This window comes from Streptomyces mauvecolor (genome assembly GCF_039532965.1).
Taxonomy (GTDB): domain Bacteria; phylum Actinomycetota; class Actinomycetes; order Streptomycetales; family Streptomycetaceae; genus Streptomyces; species Streptomyces violascens.
In genome coordinates this window covers 921,823-942,882 of the sequence record NZ_BAAASQ010000008.1, presented here as the reverse complement: position 1 = coordinate 942,882, position 21,060 = coordinate 921,823, and the positions used below count along the sequence as shown (strand labels likewise).

Below are 21,060 nucleotides of genomic sequence, written 5' to 3'. Positions count from 1 at the left end.
GTAAGGTTGACGGATGGCCAACCGCGTACGACGCACACCCGATGAGGCCAAGCGGCTGATCCTGGAAGCCGCGGGCAGACTGCTCGCGGCCGGCGGCCCCTCGGCCGTGCAGGTGCGGGCCGTGGCGGCCGAGGTCGGCGTGTCCGATGCCGCGGTCAACCACCACTTCGGCACCCGCGAACAGTTGCTGTCGGCGCTGTTGCGCTTCGGCGGGACGAAACTCAAGTCCCAACTGCACGCCGCCCTGGGCACGTTGACCGAAGGACCGGCCGACCCGGCCGAACTCGTACGCGTGCTGGCCGCGCTCTATGCCGACGGCTACGCCGAACTGGCCCTCGCACTGCACCAATCGGGCTGGCGCGACACCGGAAGCGGCATGCTCGACGAGATCGTGGACCGCCTGCACACACAAGCACGGGCCGAGTGCGCCGCCACCGGCCGGACACCGCCCTCCCGCGAGGCGATCCAGCTCACGGTGGCCGCCCTGCATCAAGCCGTTGCGACGGAGCCATTGTTCGGCGGCGAATTCCGCCGAAGCGTGGGCCTGGACGCGGCCGCGCGCGATCGCATGCTCGACTGGTGGACCGAGACCCTGCGCGCGACCGTCGCCGGTGTCAGCTCGCGCTGAGCGGAGAGTCCGGCTCGGTGTCGAGTTGGTGGTCGGCCCAGACGTAGGTCTCCGGAAGCAGGTCCGTGATGGAGACGGTGCGGAGCTGATCCCCTGATCCGACGATGACGTTCAGGGCCGGGAAGTAGTCGAACAGGACCTGGCGGCATCGGCCGCAGGGGGGAACGACACCCCGGTCGCGGTCCCCCACGGCGACGATCGTGTCCAGCTCGTACGCGCCCTGGGCGGCCGCCGCGCCGATGACGACCAGCTCCGCGCAGGGGCCGCCGGTGAAGTGGTAGGCGTTCACCGCGGTGATGATCCTGCCGTCCCGGGCTCGGGCGGCGGACGCCATGGTGTGGTTGTCGCCGCGGCACCGGGTGCGTGCGATCCGGGCCGCGGCTTCGATGAGTTCATGGTCGACGGGCTGGGGAGGCGTGGGCATCTTCTCGGCTTTCGTGCGGTGTGGGGCTACGGGCGGCCAACGCGCCCCGGTGTCGCACCGGAGCCGTTGCCCGGGAGGCTGCTACAGGGCTGTGCCGTCCGCGGTCGGCAGCTCGTCGAGGCCGGTCACCGTGCGCACATGGCGCAGGCTCGGTCCGGCGAGGGCGGCGCGCAGTTGCTGGAAGAGCTGACGTGCGGCGATCGCGTTCCAGTCCGGCGGCAGGAGTTCCTTCGGCAGCCCCGGGTCCAGGTAGGGCAGGCGGCGCCACTGGGTCAGCAGTGGGACGTAGTGGCGGAACGCCTCCGTGTCGTCGAGGACATGCTCCTGGACCAGGCGCTGCGCCACCGGCCCGTAGGTGTCGGTGAACGCCGCGTACTGGGCCTGGATCGCCGGGAAGTCCCACCACGAGCTGACCGACTCCCGCAGGTCGCTGAAGGCCGCGTACTGCGAGGTGAAGAGGTGCGCGTACTCGCTCAGTCCGAGCCGGACCAGTGCGCCGCGGGCGTCGTCGAGCAGACGCCCGGGAGCCAGCCACACACCGGGGGCCATGTTGCCGAAGCCGAGCCATGTCAGACGGGTGCGGAGCTGGTAGCGGTAGGCACGCTCGGACTCCGGTACCGAGAAGACCGCCATCACCCAGCCGTCGGCCAGGTCCGCCGGTTCCAGGCTGCCGAAGATGCGGCGGTCGCCCTCGTCGAAGACCTCGTGGACGGCGGGGCTGAGCCGGTAGCCGTTGACGCCCTGCCGCTCGGGTTCGAGGACGCCCTTCTTCTTCAGGCGGGAGATGGCCGAGCGCACGGCCGGACCCTCCACATCCAGCTCACCCATCAGCACGATCAGGTCGGCGATGGAGATCCAGCCGCCCAGCCGGCGCAGAAACGCGCCGTAGACCGTGTTGATCAACGAGCTGGGCCTGAGGAGACTGTCCGACATGATCGCCTTCCGTGGTGTGCGGTGGCGATCCTATCGAGCAACCGGCCCTGCCTGCCGGGCCGGCCGGAGCAGTACGGTCAGTCGGCGGTGCTCACCGTCCGCGGGGCCGGCGGCGTCTCGGCATAGGCGCCCGACAGCAGGTGGCCCGCGCCGGGTGCCACGGCCGGCAGGTCGAGAGCGCGCAGCATCTGGTGGGCGGTGCAGACGGCCGCGGAGACGACCGGCTTGCCGAGCAGTTGCTCGGCCTCCTCCACGGCTCCGAGCGAAGGCATCTGGACGCAGGCGGAGAGGACGACGGCGTCCGCGTCGGTGTACTGAAGCGCCTTGGCGATACCGGGTAGTTGGGCGGGATCGTGGGCGGCGACGTCGAGGTTGTCGGGGATCTCCAGGGCCGCGTAGTCGAGGACCTCGATGCCTTCGTGGGTCAGGTACTCCACCACTGTCCGCGTGAGCGGTCGCATGTAGGGCGCGACGAGCGCGATCTTCTTGGCGCCGAGGGTGTGCAGGCCGTGGACGAGTGCGCCGGCGCTGGTGACGACGGGCGCCGGGGCGTTGTTCTCGACCGTGCGGGTGTGCAGGCGCTCCTCGGACGTGCGGTGGTAGCCGAGCCCCATGCTCATGATGGCGACGAGACAGGCGTAGCCGAGTACGTCCACGCGGGCGTCGGAGAGTTCGACGGCGCAGCGGTCGGAGTCGGCGTCCATCGCCTTGAGCTGCTCGGGGGTGACATGGGTCATGCGCATCCGGCTGGAGTGGAAGGTGAACCGCTCGGGCGCGACACTCTCGCGTGCGCGCAGGATGGCGGGTATCTCCGTTTCCATCGTGACGTTGGAACTCGGGACGATCTGCCCGATCCGGTAGGTGCGGTGGGACACGGGGGCTCCTGGGCCTGGTCTGGGTGGGGATTCAGCGGGCGTCGACGACGGGATTGGTGAGGGTGCCGATGCCTTCCACGGTGGCTTCGACGAGGTCGCCCGGGCTGAGGAACTCCGGGGGCACCATGCCCGCGCCGACGCCGGAGGGTGAGCCGGTGGCAATGACATCGCCCGGCTCCAGCGTCACACCGGAGCTGATGTCGGCGACGAGTCGGGCGATGGGGAAGAGCATGTGCCGGGTGTTGGACTTCTGCTTGGTCACGCCGTTGACCCGCAGCGACAGGTCGAGGGCCATCGGATCGGGGATGTCGTCCGCGGTGACGACCGCGGGGCCGAAGGGGGCGTAGGAGTCCTGCCCCTTGGAGAAGAACCACTGGCCGGAGCGCCGCTGGTCACGCGCGCTGATGTCGTTGACGATGCTGTAGCCGAAGATGTGGTCGTACGCGTCCTGCTCGCTGACACGGAACGCGGTGCGGCCGATGACGACGGCGAGCTCGCACTCCCAGTCCAGCTGAGCGGTCAGGTCGCCGTTGTGCAGGATGGGCTGCCCGGGCCCGGTCACCGCGGTGGAGGGCTTGCTGAACAGTACGGGGCGCGGTGGCAGATCCTTGTCGGTGTCCAGGCTGCGGCTGGACTCCTCGACGTGCTCGACGTAGTTCAGGCCGACACCGATGATCTTGCCGGGGCGCAGCGGGGCGCGCAGCGACACATCGCCGAGCAGGTGCCGTATCCCCGTCGGCCAACCGGCGCGATCCCCGGCGAGCAGGCACCGGACGGTCTCTTGGGCTGCGGACCCTGCCTGGATGAAGGACAGCAGGTCGTCCGGCAGTTCGGCGCCGTGATGGGCGGCCAGTGCGGCGAGGTCGATCACGTGGTCGTCGAGCTGGGCGCCCAGACGGGCGGAGGTGTCGTCGGCTGTGTAGGTCACCAGTCGCACAGGAACTCCTTTGGGGATTGCGGTAGTTGAGGGAGGCGGGGACCCGGGAGCGAGTCGTGCGGGGCGGGTCCGGCTCGCTCCCGGGGTGCCTCCGCGCCGGTGACCGGTGTCAGGGCCGGCGGTCGCGGCGCGGAGGCGGTCAGGGTGTTGCGCGGTGTCTACGCGGTGGGCTGGTGGCCGCCGTTGTCGGTGTAGGCCTCTTCGCGGTAGAAGCCGAGGGAGCGCATCACCGGGAAGTCGTTGAAGGAGAAGAGGCAGGCGTCCTCGTCCTGGTCGAGGTTGTGGTGCTCGTGCCAGGCCCAGGAGGGCACGCAGAAGATGTCGCCCTGCTGCCAGGTGAAGCGCTGTCCGGCGACGACCGAGTAGCCGTGTCCCTTGGCCGCGGTGTAGATGACCGAACCGGTGTGGCGGTGGGCCCGGGTGGCCTGGCCCGGCCGGAGCAACTGCATGTGGGCGCCCATGGTCGGCATGACCGAGCCGCCGGTGACCGGGTTGGTGTACTCGGCGATCACACCGTCGTAGGGCGAGCCTTCGGTGGCCCTGGCGAGGTGACGCAGCGACTCGTAGGTCGGCTCCCACGGGTAGGCGAGCAGCGGCGAGTAGGGGCGGGACCACTCTTGCGCGCCGTACGGCAGCAGGTTGGCGCCGTAGGTGAGAAGGGAGGAGTTGATCACCTTTCCCGGCTGCTGGTACAGGTCGGGATGAACCTCGTAGAAGCCCGCGTCGTGGGCGTTGACGAGGGGGATGTCGAGGCCGTCCTGCCAGATGACGGGGGCCTCGTCGGACTCGTTGCCGTGCTCGTGCCAGGTGCCGTTCGGCGTGATGGCGAAATCGCCGGGACCCACCTTCAGCTTCTGCCCGTCGACGATGGTCCAGGCGCCGGTCCCCTCGTGGACGAAGCGGAGCGCGGCGGCCTGATGGCGGTGGGCGGTCATGGCCTCACCCGGCCCCATGATCTGGAGGCCTGTGTAGAGGAGCCCGACGGCGGCGCTCACGTCCTTGCGGCCGGGGTTGACCAGCATGACCACCCGGCGGCCGGCGTCATCGGCCTTGACCAGGTCGAGCGCCTTGCGGACGAGGGGCCGGAGCTCGCGGTAGCGCCACAGGACGGGCACGGACTTCGGCTGTGGGTACCAGGGCTCGATGTCGTTGGCGACGGTCCACAGGGCCCCCGCTTCCAGTTCGGCGAGTTCGTCGTAATACGCGGTGAGTTCGGGGGTGTCGGACACACGTGCCCGGCCCAGTCGCCCGTCGTCGTACTCGGTGGTCATGACTCCTCCTGCGGGGTGCCGGTGTTGTCGGTGGACAGGGGCGCGACGGCGGGTGCGGCATCGAGGGACCCGGGCGGTGTCGCGAAGGTCACGGGGGTGCGCGGGGTGTTGTCCACGTGCAGCCGAAAGACGTCGAAGCGGTTGTAGTGGCCGAGGATGTCGTGCATCTGCTTGGGCTGGACGCACTTGGCCAGGTCGATGTCCGCGTAGACGATGCCCTCGTCGTCGATCAACGGGTCCGTGACGGGACGGCCGTCGGGGCCGAAGATCCCGGACAGTGCGCTGCGGGGGCGGGCGAGCATGCGCCGTACGTCCTCGTCGTCGCCGGCCACGGTGTCCACGATCTCGGGCGAGACGGTGGAACAGGCCACCACGGAGAACACCTTGCCCTCGAAGCAGTGGGCGGCCGTGCGCACGGCGATGGCGTCCGCCATGTCGTAGTCCTCGGGTGCGACGGGCAGTGCGATGTAACTCGCCGCGTGGACCAGCTCCCCCTGGGCGAGCAGGGTGAACCGGGCGAGTGTGTTGGTGTTCTCGCCGCAGGCCAGGACGCCCAGCGGCCCGACGGGAGTCTGGTGGACCTTGAGCGAACTGCCGTCCCCTCCGGTCCAGGTGAGCTTCTCCGCCCAGGTGGGCACCAACTTGCGGTGCGCGCCGAGGAGTTCGCCGTCCGCGCCGATGGTGAGCATCGTGTTGTAGAGGATGCCGAGGCTGTACGGGCAGCGTTCGTTGACCCCGATGACGAGGACGACGCCGTACTGGCGGGCCGCCGCGCGCAGGGCGTCCACGTGCGGCCCGGGGATGTCGACCGACGCCCGCTGCAGCCGCTCGAACCACGGCGAGCCCTGGACCGGCGTCATGGTCCAGTTCCAGTACGGGTAGCCGGGCACGAACACCTCGGGGAACACGACGAGTTCGGCGCCGTTGGCCGCCGCCTCGGCGACCAGGGCGACGGCCTTGTCGACCGTGGCCGCCGGGTCGAGGAAGACGGGCGACGACTGGACGGCGGCGGCCTTGAAGCGGGGCAGTTGGTCCACGGGTTCCTCCATGTCACAGGGCCGTCGTGGCGGCGGCGTGGCGTGGCAGCCAGCGCTGGTGTACGGGCGCGTCGATCGTCCGCAGCAGCTGAAGGCGGGGCGGAATGCGGTCGGTGCGGGCGCCCGGCTGCCGTGCGCTGCCCGCCTTCCACTGCGCGGGCCAGGTGGCTCCGGGCCCGGTGTAGTTCTGCGCGGCGGCGGCGTGCAACGTCCACAGCGGGTCGTGGAGTTGGGCCCGGCCGACGGCGCACAGGTCGGCCCGGCCGGCCAGGATGATCGAGTTGACGTCGTCGTACGTGGAGATGGCCCCGACGGCGATGGTGGGGATGCCGGTGGCGTTGCGGATCAGGTCGGCGTAGGGCGTCTGGTAGCTGCGGCCGTACCGCGGCCGCTCGTGGGCGACGACCTCGCCCGTGGAGACGTCGATCGCGTCCGCTCCCCCGTCGGCCAGCGCGCGGCAGATCGCGACGACGTCGGCTTCGCCGATGCCTCCCTCGGCCCAGTCGGCCGCCGAGATCCGCACGATCAGCGCCTTGCCGGCGGGCCACACGGCGCGGACGGCCCGCAGCACTTCGAGGGGAAAGCGCAGTCGCCCGGCAAGGTGGCCGCCGTACGCGTCGGTACGGAGGTTGGTCAGCGGCGACAGGAAGCTGGACATCAAATGGCCGTGGGCGTACTGGAGTTGAAGGGCATCGAATCCGGCGCGGTCAGCCCGGCGGGCCGCTTCGGCGAAGTCCTGGACGACGGTGTCCATGTCCTCGCGGGTGGCTTCGCGCGGGGTGGCGCTCACCTCGTCCCAGGCGATCGGGGAGGCGGCGATCAGCGGCCACCCTCCTTCGGCCAGTGGCGCGGAGGTCCCGTCCGCCCTCGGGGAGCCGGTCGCGGCGCGGCGCCCCGCGTGGGTGAGCTGGACGCCCAGGCCGGTGTCCGACTGCCGGTGGACGAAGTCGGTGATCCGCCGCCAGGCCACTTCCTGTTCGTCGGTGTACAGGCCGGGGCAGCCGGACGTGGCGCGGCCGTCGGGACTGACGGCCGTCATACCCGCGATGACCAGCGCCGAGCCGCCGAGCGCCTGAGTGCTCAGGTGCAGGAGGTCGAAGTCGCCGGGCACGCCGTCCACGGCAGCGTACAGCGCGGTCGGCGGGACGACGACGCGGTTGCGCAGCCGCAGGCCGCCGAGCCGGAACGGCCTGAACATCGGCGGTGTGGCGCCGCCCGCCGTGTCGGCGGCGTGCCACGCGTCCACCGCGTCGGTGAACTGCTGGTCGCGGACGCGCAGGTTGTCGTACGTGACGCGGCGGCTGCGGGTCAGCAGGTTGAAGGCGAACTGCGGGGCTTCCTGTCCGGTGTAGCGGCCGACGTTCTCGAACCATTCGAGGCTGGCCTGGGCCGCGCGCTGGGTGGACTCGACGACCGGCTTGCGTTCGGCCTCGTACGCGGCGAGCGCGGCGGGCACATCGGGGTGCTCGTGGAGGCAGGCGGCGAGGGCCAGTGCGTCCTCCATGGCGAGCTTGGTGCCGGAGCCTATGGAGAAGTGCGCGGTGTGGGCGGCGTCCCCGAGCAGCACCACGTTCTCGTGGCGCCATGTCGTGTTCCGCACGGTGGTGAACCGGATCCACTTGGAGCCGTTGGGGATCAGCCGGTGGCCGTCGAGATGGCCGGCGAGTATCTCCTCGCACCGGCGGATACTGTCCTCGTCACTGGTTCCGGGCGGGAAGTCCCGGTCGGCGGACTCCGCGAATCCCGCGCGCCGCCAGGCTTCCTCGTCCATCTCGACGATGAACGTGCTGCGTGCCGCGTCGAACGGGTAGGCGTGCACCTGCATCGTCCCGAAGTCCTGCTCCTCGACGATGAAGGTGAAGGCCTCGAAGACCTTGTCCGTGGCGAGCCACATGTAACGGCAGTGCCGCTCGTCGAGGTCGGCGGCGAAGGTGTCCGCGAAGGCCGCGCGCGTCGCCGACCGCACGCCGTCGCTCGCCACCACCAGGTCGTATGCGGCGGCCAGTTGACCGGCGGGCGGGGCCAGGGTGCGATACCGGACGTCCACCTGGAGCGCGGCGCACCGATCCTGCAGAATCCGCAGCAGGCGCTTGCGCCCCAGGGCCGCGAAACCGTGGCCGCCGGAGGTGAGCACCTGGCCCCGGTAGCGGACGTCGATGTCGCTCCAGCGGGCGAACTCCGCGGACATCGCGGCGAAGATCTCCGGGTCGGCCTGGGCGATGCCGTCGAGGGTCTCGTCGGAGAACACCACCCCGAATCCGAAGGTGTCGTCGGCCGCGTTGCGCTCCCAGACCGTAATCTCCCAGCTCGGCGAGAGCTGCTTGGCCAGGGCCGCGAAGTACAGACCGCCCGGCCCTCCACCGATGACCGCTACACGCACGGCGTCCTCCTCATGGTTCCAGAAACAACGTATGCCGTAATTCCTGCGATCGTCAAGAAAGCTGCATAGAGCTGCGGGTGATGCATGACCGGCCCACCTCAGGTGAGGAGTTCGGGGGCCTGCGGGCCGGCCTTGAGCAGCAGTTCCCGCACTTCGTCCGGCCAGGGCGTGGATCCAGTCGCCCGCGCCGCCGCGTGCGCGATCGTCATGCGGCCGGTGGCCGCGGCCTCCTCGCCCTGGCCGCGGACCGTGAAGGCGTACTGCAGAGAGGCGGTGCCGACCCGGTCGACGCGCAGCTCGACGCGGACGAGGTCCCCGAACCACAGCCGGGCGCGGTAGTCGGCCTCGAAGTGGACGCGCGGGGTGCTCCCGAAGAGGTGGGCCAGGCCCAGGCGCCCCAGCAGGACGGCTTCGGCGGCTTCGACCCAGCGCACGACGGTGGAGTGGTGGTAATGGCCGGCGGCATCGGTGTCGGGCCACTCGACCCGTCGCTCGATGACGACGCTGGGCAGATTCGTCTCACGGGCCCGCGGGACGGCAGCGCAGCCGTCGTCCGATGGGGTGTTCATGGGGGGCCTTTCGTCGGGGCGTGCAGCACTCGGGCCGCGGTGAAGCGAGGCAGATGCGGTCGCGGACGAGCCCTGATCGGCGGTACCCGCGGCCCGCTCGCGCAGGGCGCCGCGGCGGAGCTTTCCGTTGCTGGTGCGCGGGAGTTCGGCGACGAACTCGACGGCGCGCGGGTACTTGTAAGGCGCGACGGTCTGCTTGACGTGGTCCTGGAGTTCCTTGACGGCGACCTCGTCGGGAGCGACGCCCTCGCGCAGGACCACATACGCCTTGACGATCATTCCGCGCCTGTCGTCGGGCGCACCGACGACGCCGCACTCCAGGACGTACGGATGCGTGGCCAGCGCCTTCTCGACCTCGGGTCCTGCGACGTTGTAGCCGGAGGTGACGATCATGTCGTCGCTGCGGGCCACGTACCAGAAGTAGCCGTCCCGGTCCCGTATGTAGGTGTCGCCCGTGACGTTCCAGCCGTTTCTGACGTACGCCGTCTGGCGCGGGTCGTCGAGGTAGCGGCAGCCGGTGGGGCCGGTGACCGCGAGGAGGCCGGGCTCTCCGTCGGGCACGGGATCGCCCGCCTCGTCGACGATCCTCGCCCGGTAGCCGGGGACCGGCTTGCCCGTGGCGCCCGGGCGTATGGCGTCGTCCGCCGCCGAGATGAACACATGGAGCATCTCGGTGGCACCGATGCCGTCAATGATGCGCACGCCCGTCGCGGCGCGGAACTCCTCCCACACCTGGGCGGGCAGGGCCTCTCCGGCCGATACGCACCGGCGCAGACCCGCCAGGCGGTCACCCACTCCGGCCGCCAGCATCGCCCGGTAGGCGGTGGGCGCGGTGAACAGCACGGTGACGCCGTGCTCTGCGACGATTTCGGCCAGCCGTTCCGGCGAGGCCTGCTCGATCAGCAGCGTCGCCGCCCCCACGTGGAGCGGGAAGACGACCAGACCGCCCAGCCCGAAGGTGAAGGCCAGCGGAGGCGTCCCGGTGAACACATCGTCCTGACGGGGTTTCAGAACGTGCCGCGAGAAGGTGTCGGCATTGGCGAGTACGTCGCGGTGGAAGTGCAGGGTCGCCTTGGGGCGTCCCGTCGTACCGGAGGTGAAGGCGATCAGCGCGACGTCGTCGGCAGCGGTGACGACGTTCGAGAAGGTGCCGGCTTTCATCTCGCAGCGCCGCACCAAGTCGTCCTCACTGTCGCCTCCATAAGTGAGGACAGCCAGGCCCGGCGTGTCCGCGGCGGCCAGTTCGCCGACGTAGCGGTGGTCGCACAGGGCGACGGCAGGGCGGCTGATGTCGTGCAGTTCGGCGAGTTCGGCGGCGCGCAGCAACGGCATTGTCGTGACGGCGACACCGCCCGCCTTGAGCACCCCGAACCAGGCCGCCACGAGCCACGGGTTGTTGGGGCCGCGCAGCAGGACGCGGTTTCCGGGGAGCAGCCCGAAGTCCTCGACGAGCACCTGTGCCACTTGGTTGGCGCGCCGCTGGAGGTCGCCATAGCTCCAGCGGCCGGTGGGCGTCAGCAGGCAGGGCCGGTCGCCGCCCCAGCGCTCGACGGCGTCGTCGAGCAGACGCTGGGCGCAGTTGAGACGGTCCGGATACGTCAACTCCGGCAAGTCGTCATGCAGTTGGGGCCAGAGCGGGAAGGCGGGAAGCCGGTCGCGGCAGAACGTGTCCACATGGGCGGACGGGGAGAGCTCCATGGGGCGCACCTCAATCTCGGGGGCAGCAGAGGGAGTGGAGCCAGTATGGCGCCGAAATTGCGACCGTCAATCTTCCGCGATAGATCTTTTTGCTGACGATGCGTCACGCGGGACGCCGCGCACGGGTCCCGGCGCGCCCGGATCCCAACGCCCCGCCCCGGCGACGCGACGTCACACAGCGGGAACGCGGATCCCGACGACCTTGCCCGCGCCATCGGGGAACGCCACCAGGCCGCCGCCCGCCTCGGCCGCGAGGAGGCCGACGATCATGAGTCCGCGGCCACCCTCGGCCTCGGCATCGACACCCCGGCAGAAATCCGGCAGAGCGGGATCGCCGTCGGCCACCTCGAACCGCAGCCAGCCGCCTCCGAGCGCGAGCGCGGCACCCAGCCGGCCCGTGACCGCACCGGCATGACGCACGGCATTGGTGACGAGCTCGCTCACGGCGAGGAGCAGCAGCTCGCCCCGGTCGGGCGCGACGCACCAGTCGTCCAGGACGGCACGGACCGACATGCGGAGCCTTGGAACGGCGGCGTCCGTCGGCCGCGCCATCCAGCAGGCACGGCGGCAGCCCGGAGACGAAGATCGCGGGACGCTCACGCGCCCGGCGGGTATGGGGATGGTGTTGAGCATGGCGAACTCCCCTACGAGGAGGCGATGACACCTGAGGTTCACTCGTGTAACTGCCCTGCGACCGGGCTCTTGGGGTTTCCCGGGACTTGGTGCATAATGCGTCGCGGGTAATCCGTTACACGTGTAACACACTAGAGGCTTCACCCGACCCTGGCAAGGCATTTCGGACATACGTCGCACGATCTCCGCGTGATCTCGAAGCACGACTCGAAGTCCACGGAGTTCCGGCCCGGCGCCTTCACCGCCGTGACCACCTGGCACGACACCGTCGCGCCGCGTCGCCCACCGGCCCCACACCCTGCAGAAAGAGGCGGACACATGACGCAATCACCCGCAGTGGCCCAGCAGCCCCCGACCGATCAGGCAGCGGCCGGACCCGGGCTCGAGTGGCCTCCGCCGCCCTACCGGGTTCCCGATCCGCCCCTGGTCGGGCAGGACGGGGTGCGCAGCTTCGGCGGTGCGACATATGCGACCGCCCCCGGGTACCGACCCCGACTGCTCGACGTGCACGTGCCGCCCGCCGACGGCCCGGTGCCGGCCGTGGTGTGGATCCACGGCGGGGGGTGGCTGGAGGGCGACCGCCGCTACCCGCCGCCGACCGTCCCTGTCGAGCTGCTGCACGGCGCGGTGCTGCGGGCCGGTCTCGCACTCGTCAGCATCGACTACCGGCACAGCCTGGAGGCCCCGTTCCCGGCGCAGCTGCACGACGTGAAGGCCGCCATCCGCTACGTGCGGCGCTTCGCCGACGCCTTCGGCATCGACAAGGGCCGCATCGCGGTCTGGGGCGAGTCGGCCGGAGGGCATCTGGCCGCCCTCGCCGGGCTCGCCCGCCCGGACAGCGGTGACGGCGGGGCACTGGAGGGTGCCGAAGGGGTGCGCGACGAGGACAGCGGCGTGCTGGCCGTCGTCGACTGGTACGGGGTGTCGGACATCGGGTCGCTGCTCGCGCACCCCCTGCCGCCCGCCCCGCCGGGCATCGAGTACCCCAACCCGTTCACCGCGCTCCTGGGCGGCGCGCCCGAGCAGCACCCCGAGCTCGCCCGCGCCGCCAGCCCCGTCACCTACGCGGGCCCCGCGACGCCGCCGCCGTTCCTCCTCATCCATGGAACGCAGGACTGCCTCGTGCCGTACAGCCAGAGCGAGATCCTCGCCGAGGCGCTCGAACGGGCCGGAGGCGATGTCACGCTCCAGCCGGTGGACGGCGCCGACCACATCTTCCTCGGCTCCCCCGACGTGACACCCATCGTCACGGAGAGCGTCGCCTTCCTCGCCCGCCACCTGGGCGCCTGAGCACAGCCGGAGGTCCTGCGCGCAGCACCCGCTCCCCGCAGGACCTCCCCATCACGGGCGGACCCCTGCGCCACCTACGCCCATCTGCAGGGACCCTGAGCTGTCACGAGGACTGACGGTGGATCAGAATGGGCTCCACGCCCGGCATCTCGGGGGCCTTCCCGGTGCCGACCAGCTCGTGCACGATGTCCGCGATCCGCGCGGGCGCCGGCAGATCGAGACGTACGGTGGTGAGCGCGGGCCGCTCCAGCGCCGCGACCACCAGGTCGTCACAGCCGACGACAGCCACATCTTCGGGGACGGAGATGCCCTCGCCCTGGAGCGCGCGCATGAGCAGCGCCGCGTACTCGTCGTTGTAGGCGAACACCCCGTCCAGACCCGACTCCCGCCAGCGGGCGGCGAGTTCGGCGGCAGATTCCCGCGTGTAGGCCATCTCCACCGCCCTCACGCTCGCCCGGCTGCGTGCCGCGACACCCTCGGCGCCGGCCAGGCGCGGCCGGGCGAAGGTGTCGAGGCCGCGCTCCTTCGGCATGACGACACCGATGGTCGTCCGCCCTCGCGAAATGAGGTGTTCGGCGGCGATCGCGCCGATGCGGGCATGGTCGAAGGCGATGGTGTAGACGCCTTCCGCCGGGCGGGCGGCGAAGGCCACCGTCGCGCGCACCCCGGCCCGGCGCAGCACGCCGGCGGCCTCGGCGGTCAGCCCGTCGCCGTCGAGGGCGACCACCGCCGCGGGCCGCAGCTCGGCCCAGGCGCGGGCGGCGCCGACCGCGTCGGGAAAGCGTCCGGCGTGCAGCACGGTGGTGTATCCGTGCCGTTCGAGTTCGCTGTGCAGATCGTCGAGCCAGGCGCTGACGAGACGGCCGACCGCGGAGACGGACGCCGGCATCAGCACCAGGTTGCTGCGCCCCGCACGCAGCGACCGGGCGGCGGCGTGCGGGACATAGCCCAACTGGTCGGCCGCGGCGAGCACGCGGGCCCGCGTGCTGTCGCTGACACGGTGCGCCTGGGTGTCGTTGAGCACGAAGGACACGGTGGCCCGCGACACGCCGGCCAGTCGCGCGACGTCCGCGCTGGTGACGGCCGCCCGCGCGGTCAGCTCCTCGGCCATGGCGTCCTTCCCTGGTTGTCACCGGTCGCCCCGACCAGTACCAACCAAGGTTACACGCGTTACATCGAGAGGGCGGCGGCGAGTGATGCCAGGTACGAGCAGACCGGCGGCGCTCACTCACCGGCCTGTCTCACCTCACACGTGTAACGACTCACATCGCGGCGAATCGAACAGGGGCAGCTCCCGATGTCACTGGCGCGCCGGTGCACGGCCGTACAGACGACGCACCTGCCCCGCGAGGTCGTCCACGGGCGTGACGGCCGGGGCGAAGCGCATCGTGGTGCGGGTGTCCGTGCCGTACCGCTGCCACCGCGCCATGGCGGCGTGGTTCGGGTCACCGGTCCGTATGAACGCGATCCACGCGCGATGCATTGCCTGGGCCAGTCCGCGTTCCGCGACCGCGTCCATCCCCTGGGTCAGTGGAGCGTGGGCCCAGTCGGCCAAGTTGTCGAAGACGAAGGGGAGTTCCAGGCAGTGGGCGGCGGCGAACACGCCGTCCTGCGCGGGTGCCGGGAAGTCGAACTCGTAGGCCCAGACCGGATGCCCCAACTCCGCCCTCGATTCGGCCAGTTGTATACCCGGCGCCCGGAAGATCTCGTCGGTGATGAGGTCCATGAGCACATCCACCGGCCGGGCGCCGGGCCGGGCCCGCTCGTACTCGCCGTACACCTCGGCGCCCGACTCGCCGAAGGTTTCCGCGATCCGGGTGACCACCTCCTCGCGGGTGGCGCACGCGTACCCCTCGTCCAGGGCGAAGCCGAAGTTGGCCTCGTCCCGGGTCCAGCCGATGAGTACGTCAATGTCGGTCGCGGCGCCGTGGAGGAGGGTTGTCGCGGGATGGCGGAACAGAGAGATGTCGTCGCGTACGGGGAGGAAGGGGGTGGGCCAGTTCCCCCAGCGCGCGGTGCGGGCGAACAGCCCTCCGGTGGCTTCGATCAGCCGTGGCCAGGGCAGTTCGCGGAGTTCGTCGACGCTCTTCACCCCGGCCGCCTCCAGAAAGACGTCCTCGCGCTGCCGGTATTCGTCGCGCGTCGGAAGGCTCAGACCGAACGGCGGACTCTGCAGGATGACCCGCCGGAACAGCCCCTGCGCTTCGGGGTGTCCTGCCAGGGCGGCGGTGGAGACCGCGCCGCCGGACTGGCCGGCGACCGTGATGCGGTCCGGGTCCCCTCCGAAATGCTCGACGTTGTCGCGCACCCAGCGCAGCGCGGCCAGTTGGTCCGTGAGCCAGAGGTTGGCGGGCTCGTCGTCGGCCCCGCCGTCCGCACCCGGGGACAGGTAACCAAGCGGTCCGATGCGGTAGTTGAGGCTGACGACCACCATGTCGCCGTCTCGCGCGAAGGTCTCGCCGGAGTAGATGGGCAGCGAGCCGGACCCCGAGACGAAGCCGCCGCCGTGGATCCAGACCAGCACGGGCCTTCTCGCGTCGTCGACCGCCGGGGTCCACACGTTGAGCGTCAGGCAGTCCTCGTCGAAGGGCGGGCTTCCATGACCACCCAGGACCGGGTCGCCGCCTTCCATGAACATCTGCGGAGCACTGGGGCCGTACGCGGACGCGTCCCGAATGCCGTCCCATCCCGGGTGCGGCCGCGCGGGGCGCCACCGGAGCCCGCCCACCGGGGGCGCGGCGTACGGCACGCCTTTGAAGGCGACCACTCCCCCGTCACCTCCGGCGGCACCGCGCAACCGACCCGCCGACAGCCGGACGACGGGCGAGGCCCCACCTGATGCATCAGCCATGAGCTTTCCTTCCACCAGCCAACGTCCGTGTTGCGACTTCGAGAGCATCGCGTATCCCTTTCGCTCGTCACTAAAGCGCCATAGAGCTGTCGACGCAAGAGCGACTCGTCAGTAGCTACACGTGTAACAACAGAAGGATGAACCGACGGTCACGATTCTCGCCTCAAAGGCTCCGCACCCCTATCCACGGCCCTGATCCTGGTGCTACACAATCCCTACCGCCGAGGATTACACGTGTAACGCAATGCCTGGGACACCCATGCCCGCCTCCTCCCTGCGGCACATCCCGACGTTCCCGCGTCTCACGCTTCCTCGCGGTTTTCCCCCTCCGCTCCGTCCCCCAGGAGTCGACATGCATCCCCTCATCCACCGCCGGGCGGATGGCCCGCCCACTCCCGGCCGGAGGCCGTCGTGACCGCCGATGAACTGACCCGGCCGCAGCCGTCCGAAGCGGCGGAACCGCCGTACAAGCGCGGCCTCATGCTGCTCCTCCTCGTCGCCAACTCCTCCATGCTGGCCGTGTACATGGGGGTCGGTTCCGTGCTGCTCCCGACCCAGATCGCAGAGATCGATCCGGCGAACAAGGTCGCCGTCCTGGGCGTCGTGGGCGGGGTCAGCGCGGTCTTCGCCACCGCGTTCAACCCGATCGCCGGAGCCCTCTCGGACCGTACGGGGCGCCGCAATCCATGGATCCTCGGCGGCGCACTCGCCTCGCTGGCGCTGCTCGCGCTCCTCGGCAGCGCGCACACCGCGCTTCTCATCGGCATCGGGTGGTGCCTGGTGCAGGCGACGATGAACGTCTATCAGGCCGCGGTCACCGCCGTCGTGCCGGACCGCATCCCCGTGGCCCGCCGCGGCACCGCCTCCGCCCTGGTGGGGCTCGGACTGCCCATCGGCGGTACGGTCGGCGTGCTGATCGCCTCGCGGACGGCGGACCAACCACGGCTCGGCTACCTGCTGTTGGGAGCCGTGGTGGCCGGCGCGGCGGTCCTGCTCACCTGCCGCTGCCCGGATGTGCCCGGCACCGCGCCTGCCGCGCCCGCCGTGGCCGTGCCCCGGCGCGAACGGGTCGCCGCGTTCCTGTCCGCGCTGTCCCACCACGACTTCCGGTGGGCGTTCATCGGGCGGGCCCTGATGGTGCTCGGCTACTTCTCCGTCGTGGGCTATCAGCTGTACATCCTGGACGACCACATCGCGCTGCCCGCGAACCTCGATCCTCCGGCGGCGATGGCGATCCTCACGCCCGTGGCGATGGGGTCGATGGCCGTCTCGACCTTGGTGGGAGGTTTCCTGTCGGACCGCTGGAACCGGCGCAAGATCTTCGTCTCGATGTCGGCCACGCTCGCCGGGCTGGTGATGGCCGTCCCCGTGATCAGCCCGACCTGGACCGGCATGATCGTCTTCAGCGCGCTCAACGGCCTCGCCTTCGGCTGCTTCATGGCGGTGGACACCGCCGTGGTGACGCTGGTGCTGCCGCGTGCCGAAGACGCCGCGCGGGACATGGGTGTCCTCAACATCGCGAACGCCGGACCGCAGATCGTCGCCCCGTTCGTGGCCTCCGCCGTGGTGACCGCCCTCGGCGGCTACACCCCGCTGTTCCTTTTCGGCGGCGCGCTGTCCCTCCTCGGCGCCCTGGCCATCCTGCCGATCCGCGGCGTGCGCTGACCACACCTGGGCCGTGGCCCCGGACGACCGGCCACCCCCTCGAACTCCGGCGGGTGCGTGCCGAGGGTCCCGCACCCGCCGGTCCCGTCTCCTCAACTCACCTCCCCTTACTGCCAGTACGAAGGAGCACACCATGAGGCACAAGCACGCCCTCCCCGTCGCGGCCCTATTGCTGGGTACGTCCGCCCTGGCCGGTACGGTGCCGGCGACCGCAGCCGCGCGCAGCGAGCCGGCCGGCCCCCTGCGGATCCTGCTGACCAATGACGACGGCTACGACGCACCCGGCATCCGGCTCATGTTCCAGCGGCTCACCGCCGCCGGGTACGACGTGACCATCGTCGCCCCGCTCACCAACCAGAGCGGTGCGGGTACGAAGATGATGAGCGCCACCACGGTGACCGTCAGACATCCCGAGCCGCGGGTGTGGGCCGTGGACGGAACGCCGGGCGACGCGGTGTCCTTCGGTCTCGCCGAGGTGTTCGCCGGGCGGGCGCCCGATCTGGTGATCTCCGGAACCAACTTCGGCCCCAACGTGGCCGCCCTCGCCACCCACTCCGGAACGGTCGGCGGCGCGGTGGCGGCCCTGGAGAGCGGCGTGCCCGCCATCGCGGTGAGCACCGGCGGACTCACCGTCCCGGTGCCGCAGCTCGTCCTCAACGCCATGCGCCCCACCAACGACTTCACGGTCAAGCTCATCGACCGCCTGCGGTCGCACGCGAAGAACGGGCCGCTGCTCCCGCCCGGCGTGGGCCTGAACGTCGACCACCCCGTGGTCGGCGCGGACGGCACGGGCACCGCCCGCGGCAGCGCCCTCACCACGCAGGATCCGCAGTCCTTCCTCAAGCCGCACTACACGGACTCCGGCGACGGCACCTGGAAGTTCGACGTCAAGGTGGTCCCCCAGCCCGCCGAGCAGGGCAGCGACGCGGAGGCGGTCGCCGCCGACAAGGTGTCCATCACCCCGATCTCCCCCAACTGGAACACCGGCCCGGCCGGGTTCGGCAAGACCGCGGCACTCCTTGCCGGCCTGCGCCCCTGACATGTCGCCCACCGCCGTTCGACCCACGCTGGAGGAGAAGCGATGACGTCTCGCGCGACCCGCCGCCCGACAGTCCTGGCCCTGGCCCTCACGGTGGCAGCACTGTGCGCCCAGTTACTGGCCGCTCCGGCGGCCCCGGCTGCCCCCGCTCCCGTACGCCCTGTCGTAGCCACCGGACAGGGCCGCCTCGCCGGTCGACCGCACGACGGGGCTGAGGAGTTCCTCGGCATTCCGTACGCCGCGCCACCCGTGGGCAACCGCCGGTTCCGACCACCCCAGCCGCCCGCGCGTTGGAGCGGGGCACGGGATGCGGTCCAACAGGCGCCCGCCTGCACGCAGTTCTCGCCGTTCGGGCTGCGAGATCCGCAGGACACCAGCGAGGACTGCCTGTACCTGGACGTCTACCGGCCGCGGCACACCCGGCCCGGGGACCGCCTTCCTGTCCTCTTCTGGATGCACGGCGGCGCGTACAGCCAGGGGACGGGCACCCAGTTCGGCGGCCGGACCATGGCCGACCTCACCCACACCATCGTCGTGAGCATCAACTACCGGCTGGGGCAACTCGGTTACCTCGCCGTCCCGGAACTCACCCGCGACAACGCGCTGGGCTCGGGCTCGTACGGGCTGATGGACCAGCTCGCGGCACTCGACTGGACGCGTGACAACATCCGCGCGTTCGGCGGAGACCCGGCCGACGTCACCATCTGGGGCCAGTCCGCGGGCAGTGCCTCGGTCTGCGCGATGCTCGCGTCCCCGCGCGCGGCCGGGCTGTTCTCGAAAGCCATCCTGCAGAGCGGGCCCTGCACCCTGATCCCCGCACCCGGCGCCGGCCGGCGGGCCGACGAGGACCGGGCGTACGCGGCCGGGGCGGGCTGCCCCGACGCCGCCACGAGGGCCTCGTGCCTGCGCAGACTCTCTCCCGCCCAGCTCGTCGCGGCCGCGGGGACCCGCCCGACGCAAGGTCCCGCGTTCGGTGACGGGCTACTGCCCGTGCAACCGTCCGAAGCCATCTCGTCGGGCACCTGGAACAGGGTGCCGGTCGTGATCGGCAGCACCCGTTCCGAAAGCCGCTTCTTCGTGGCACTCACTCAGCCGCACCTCACGGCGCAGGAGTACACCGACCAGATCACCACCACATACGACCCGGCGGCCCCACAAGTACTGGCCCGCTACCCGCTGTCCGCCTACCCCTCCCCCTATGAGGCGATGTCGGCGCTGCTCACCGACTCCACCTTCGCCTGCCAGACGTATGTGACCGCGCGTTCGCTGGCGGCCCAAGTGCCCACCTATGTCTACGAATTCGACGATCCGGACTCCCCCACGCTGTACGGCGCCCAGGTCCCGGGACTCGACATGGCCAACGGCCACAGCGCCGACCTCGCCTATCTGCACGACTTCACCATGGCCGACCGGCCGCTCACCCCGGCTCAGCAGGCGTTCGGCGACCGTATGAAGCTCCGCTGGGGAGCGTTCGCCCGCACCGGGAGCCCCGACGTGCCGGGCGGTACGCGCTGGCCCACGGCCGGCTCACCCCACACGGTCCTCGTCCTCAGCCCGCAGGACACCCGCACATCGACGGCCTTCGCGGCCGAGCATCAATGCGGCTTCTGGGCCGGCCTGCCCGCCCCGGATTCCGTGCCACGCTCCTGATCTTCGGCCCGGAACCGGTGATGGGCAGTGCCTCCCGCTTGTGTCGGTTCTGTACGGTCAGGAGGCGAAGGACCTTTCCAGGCGGGGAATCAGGTCTCGGAGGTCCTGTTCCCAGCAGCCTCCGTTGTGGCCGCCGTTGCACTGAGTGCCCCAGGCCGCGCCGTCGCCGTAGTCGACGTAGTAGTAGGACATGCCCAGCGCGTCCATGCGGTCCTTGACGTGTTTCGAGGCGCCTTCCAGCCAGAACTCGGCCTCGGTGGCCGAGCCGCGTCCGTTGCCCACGTAGATGGAGACCCCGACTCCCTTGAGCTTGTCCATGTGCTGGGAGGGGTCGACCTCGTTCCAGCGCCAGTCGGCGTTGAACACCGGGTAGGGCGAGCCGAACAGGGCGTCGCTGTCCACGCCGGGCTTGTAGGGGTCGTTGTTGGGGTCGCAGACGCCGGAGGACGAGCCGCAGATCACGCCCTGCGCGTCGATGAGGGAGGCGACGGTGGCCAGGCGCAGGTCCATGGAGTCGGCCGACATGTCGATGTCTCCCGACAGGGACGCGGTCTGGCTGAACAGTTCGGGGTGGTCCTGCGCGTAGTGGAACGCCCCGAACCCGCCCATGGAGACTCCGGCGATGGCCCTGGCCTTCTTGGTGGCGACGGTGCGCAGGTTGGCGTCGATGAACGGGATCACCTGCTTGAGGTGGAAGTTCTCCCAGTTCTGGGCACCCGCCGCGGTGTTCTGGTTGAGCCAGTTCGCGTACCAGCCGCGAGCGCCGCCGTCCGGGATGACGGTGATCATCTGGTTCGAGGTGGTCAGCGCCGGATACGTCTGCTGGACGGGGTCGTCGGGAGACCCGTGCAGGAAGTACAGCACGGGGTAACGCCTGGCCGGGTCGTCGTAGTAGCCGCTCGGCAGGATGATTTTGATGTGGTGCCTGCCCGCGACCTCGGGCGTGGTCACGGTGATGTAGAAGTTGGTGGGCCCGCCGGTCGACGTGCCGACCTGGGTCAGGCCGAACCCGTCCGCCATCGGCGGCGGCGCGGCGCGGTCGGCCGCCTGTGCCGACCCTGCCGGCAGGGCCATCCCCACCAGGGCGGCCGTCAATGCCACCACGATGCGCCATCTACTCGATTTCCTCAGCACAGCAAGCCCCCTCGTGAGCGTTGTCGTTGCGCGCGCGGAACGTATC

At 70.7% G+C, this 21,060-nt stretch carries 17 protein-coding genes and 1 pseudogene; 5 read left to right on the top strand and 13 right to left on the bottom strand.

Annotation, left to right across the window (positions count from 1 at the left end; all coding sequences use genetic code 11):
* Positions 1 to 13 precede the first annotated feature (13 nt).
* On the top strand, positions 14 to 628 hold the full coding sequence (locus ABD346_RS12285; RefSeq protein ID WP_344374396.1) for a TetR/AcrR family transcriptional regulator: 615 nt from the start codon (positions 14 to 16) through the stop codon (positions 626 to 628).
* On the opposite strand, the gene ABD346_RS12280 is transcribed toward ABD346_RS12285, so the two are convergent.
* From ABD346_RS12280 to ABD346_RS12235, 10 genes and pseudogenes are all read right to left on the bottom strand, one after another.
* Positions 615 to 1,052, bottom strand: coding sequence for a cytidine/deoxycytidylate deaminase family protein (locus tag ABD346_RS12280; protein ID WP_344374395.1), 438 nt, complete (start codon positions 1,050 to 1,052; stop codon positions 615 to 617). The two genes, ABD346_RS12285 and ABD346_RS12280, sit on opposite strands and share 14 nt — an antisense overlap.
* Before the next feature lie 81 nt (positions 1,053 to 1,133).
* Positions 1,134 to 1,985, bottom strand: coding sequence for a PaaX family transcriptional regulator (locus ABD346_RS12275; protein WP_344374394.1), 852 nt, complete (start codon positions 1,983 to 1,985; stop codon positions 1,134 to 1,136).
* Between the two features lie 77 nt (positions 1,986 to 2,062).
* Positions 2,063 to 2,806, bottom strand: coding sequence for a maleate cis-trans isomerase family protein (locus ABD346_RS12270; protein ID WP_344374486.1), 744 nt, complete (start codon positions 2,804 to 2,806; stop codon positions 2,063 to 2,065).
* An 85-nt stretch (positions 2,807 to 2,891) separates the two neighbouring features.
* The gene (locus ABD346_RS12265; RefSeq protein WP_344374393.1) at positions 2,892 to 3,788 is read right to left on the bottom strand and encodes a fumarylacetoacetate hydrolase family protein; all 897 of its coding nucleotides are present in this window, start codon (positions 3,786 to 3,788) and stop codon (positions 2,892 to 2,894) included.
* Positions 3,789 to 3,955: 167 nt separating this feature from the next.
* Positions 3,956 to 5,068, bottom strand: a complete 1,113-nt coding sequence (locus tag ABD346_RS12260) for a cupin domain-containing protein (protein ID WP_344374392.1) — start codon at positions 5,066 to 5,068, stop codon at positions 3,956 to 3,958.
* Positions 5,065 to 6,105, bottom strand: coding sequence for a carbon-nitrogen hydrolase family protein (locus tag ABD346_RS12255; RefSeq protein ID WP_344374391.1), 1,041 nt, complete (start codon positions 6,103 to 6,105; stop codon positions 5,065 to 5,067). Before ABD346_RS12255 ends, ABD346_RS12260 begins: the two co-directional genes overlap by 4 nt.
* A 13-nt stretch (positions 6,106 to 6,118) precedes the next feature.
* Positions 6,119 to 8,485 carry a bifunctional salicylyl-CoA 5-hydroxylase/oxidoreductase gene (locus ABD346_RS12250; protein WP_344374390.1) on the bottom strand — a complete coding sequence of 789 codons (2,367 nt, stop codon included), beginning with the start codon at positions 8,483 to 8,485 and terminating at the stop codon, positions 6,119 to 6,121.
* A 98-nt stretch (positions 8,486 to 8,583) separates the two neighbouring features.
* A complete protein-coding gene (locus ABD346_RS12245; RefSeq protein ID WP_344374485.1) occupies positions 8,584 to 9,054 on the bottom strand; it encodes an acyl-CoA thioesterase in 471 nt (156 codons plus the stop codon).
* A gap of 87 nt (positions 9,055 to 9,141) precedes the next feature.
* Positions 9,142 to 10,752 (bottom strand): annotated as a pseudogene (locus ABD346_RS12240) (benzoate-CoA ligase family protein); the annotation flags it as partial.
* Positions 10,753 to 10,923: 171 nt separating this feature from the next.
* Positions 10,924 to 11,304 carry an ATP-binding protein gene (locus tag ABD346_RS12235; RefSeq protein ID WP_344374484.1) on the bottom strand — a complete coding sequence of 127 codons (381 nt, stop codon included), beginning with the start codon at positions 11,302 to 11,304 and terminating at the stop codon, positions 10,924 to 10,926.
* Between the two features lie 399 nt (positions 11,305 to 11,703).
* Here ABD346_RS12235 and ABD346_RS12230 point away from each other — a divergent pair, with 399 nt between their 5' ends.
* Entirely contained in the window at positions 11,704 to 12,675 is a 972-nt protein-coding gene (locus ABD346_RS12230; RefSeq protein WP_344374389.1) for an alpha/beta hydrolase fold domain-containing protein, read from the top strand.
* A 103-nt stretch (positions 12,676 to 12,778) separates the two neighbouring features.
* Here ABD346_RS12230 and ABD346_RS12225 read toward each other — a convergent pair whose 3' ends face one another.
* Positions 12,779 to 13,786 carry a LacI family DNA-binding transcriptional regulator gene (locus ABD346_RS12225; protein WP_344374388.1) on the bottom strand — a complete coding sequence of 336 codons (1,008 nt, stop codon included), beginning with the start codon at positions 13,784 to 13,786 and terminating at the stop codon, positions 12,779 to 12,781.
* A 189-nt stretch (positions 13,787 to 13,975) separates the two neighbouring features.
* Complete coding sequence (locus tag ABD346_RS12220) at positions 13,976 to 15,526, bottom strand: carboxylesterase/lipase family protein (protein ID WP_344374387.1); 1,551 nt, start codon at positions 15,524 to 15,526, stop codon at positions 13,976 to 13,978.
* 411 nt (positions 15,527 to 15,937) lie between these two features.
* Here ABD346_RS12220 and ABD346_RS12215 point away from each other — a divergent pair, with 411 nt between their 5' ends.
* The 3 genes from ABD346_RS12215 (at position 15,938) to ABD346_RS12205 (ending at position 19,880) form a co-directional block, all read left to right on the top strand.
* A complete protein-coding gene (locus ABD346_RS12215) occupies positions 15,938 to 17,191 on the top strand; it encodes an MFS transporter (protein ID WP_344374386.1) in 1,254 nt (417 codons plus the stop codon).
* 133 nt (positions 17,192 to 17,324) lie between these two features.
* Positions 17,325 to 18,230 carry a 5'/3'-nucleotidase SurE gene (surE, locus tag ABD346_RS12210; RefSeq protein ID WP_344374385.1) on the top strand — a complete coding sequence of 302 codons (906 nt, stop codon included), beginning with the start codon at positions 17,325 to 17,327 and terminating at the stop codon, positions 18,228 to 18,230.
* A 42-nt stretch (positions 18,231 to 18,272) separates the two neighbouring features.
* Positions 18,273 to 19,880, top strand: coding sequence for a carboxylesterase/lipase family protein (locus ABD346_RS12205; RefSeq protein ID WP_344374384.1), 1,608 nt, complete (start codon positions 18,273 to 18,275; stop codon positions 19,878 to 19,880).
* A 57-nt stretch (positions 19,881 to 19,937) separates the two neighbouring features.
* On the opposite strand, the gene ABD346_RS12200 is transcribed toward ABD346_RS12205, so the two are convergent.
* On the bottom strand, positions 19,938 to 21,014 hold the full coding sequence (locus tag ABD346_RS12200; RefSeq protein WP_381228871.1) for an alpha/beta hydrolase: 1,077 nt from the start codon (positions 21,012 to 21,014) through the stop codon (positions 19,938 to 19,940).
* Between the last annotated feature and the right edge of the window lie 46 nt (positions 21,015 to 21,060).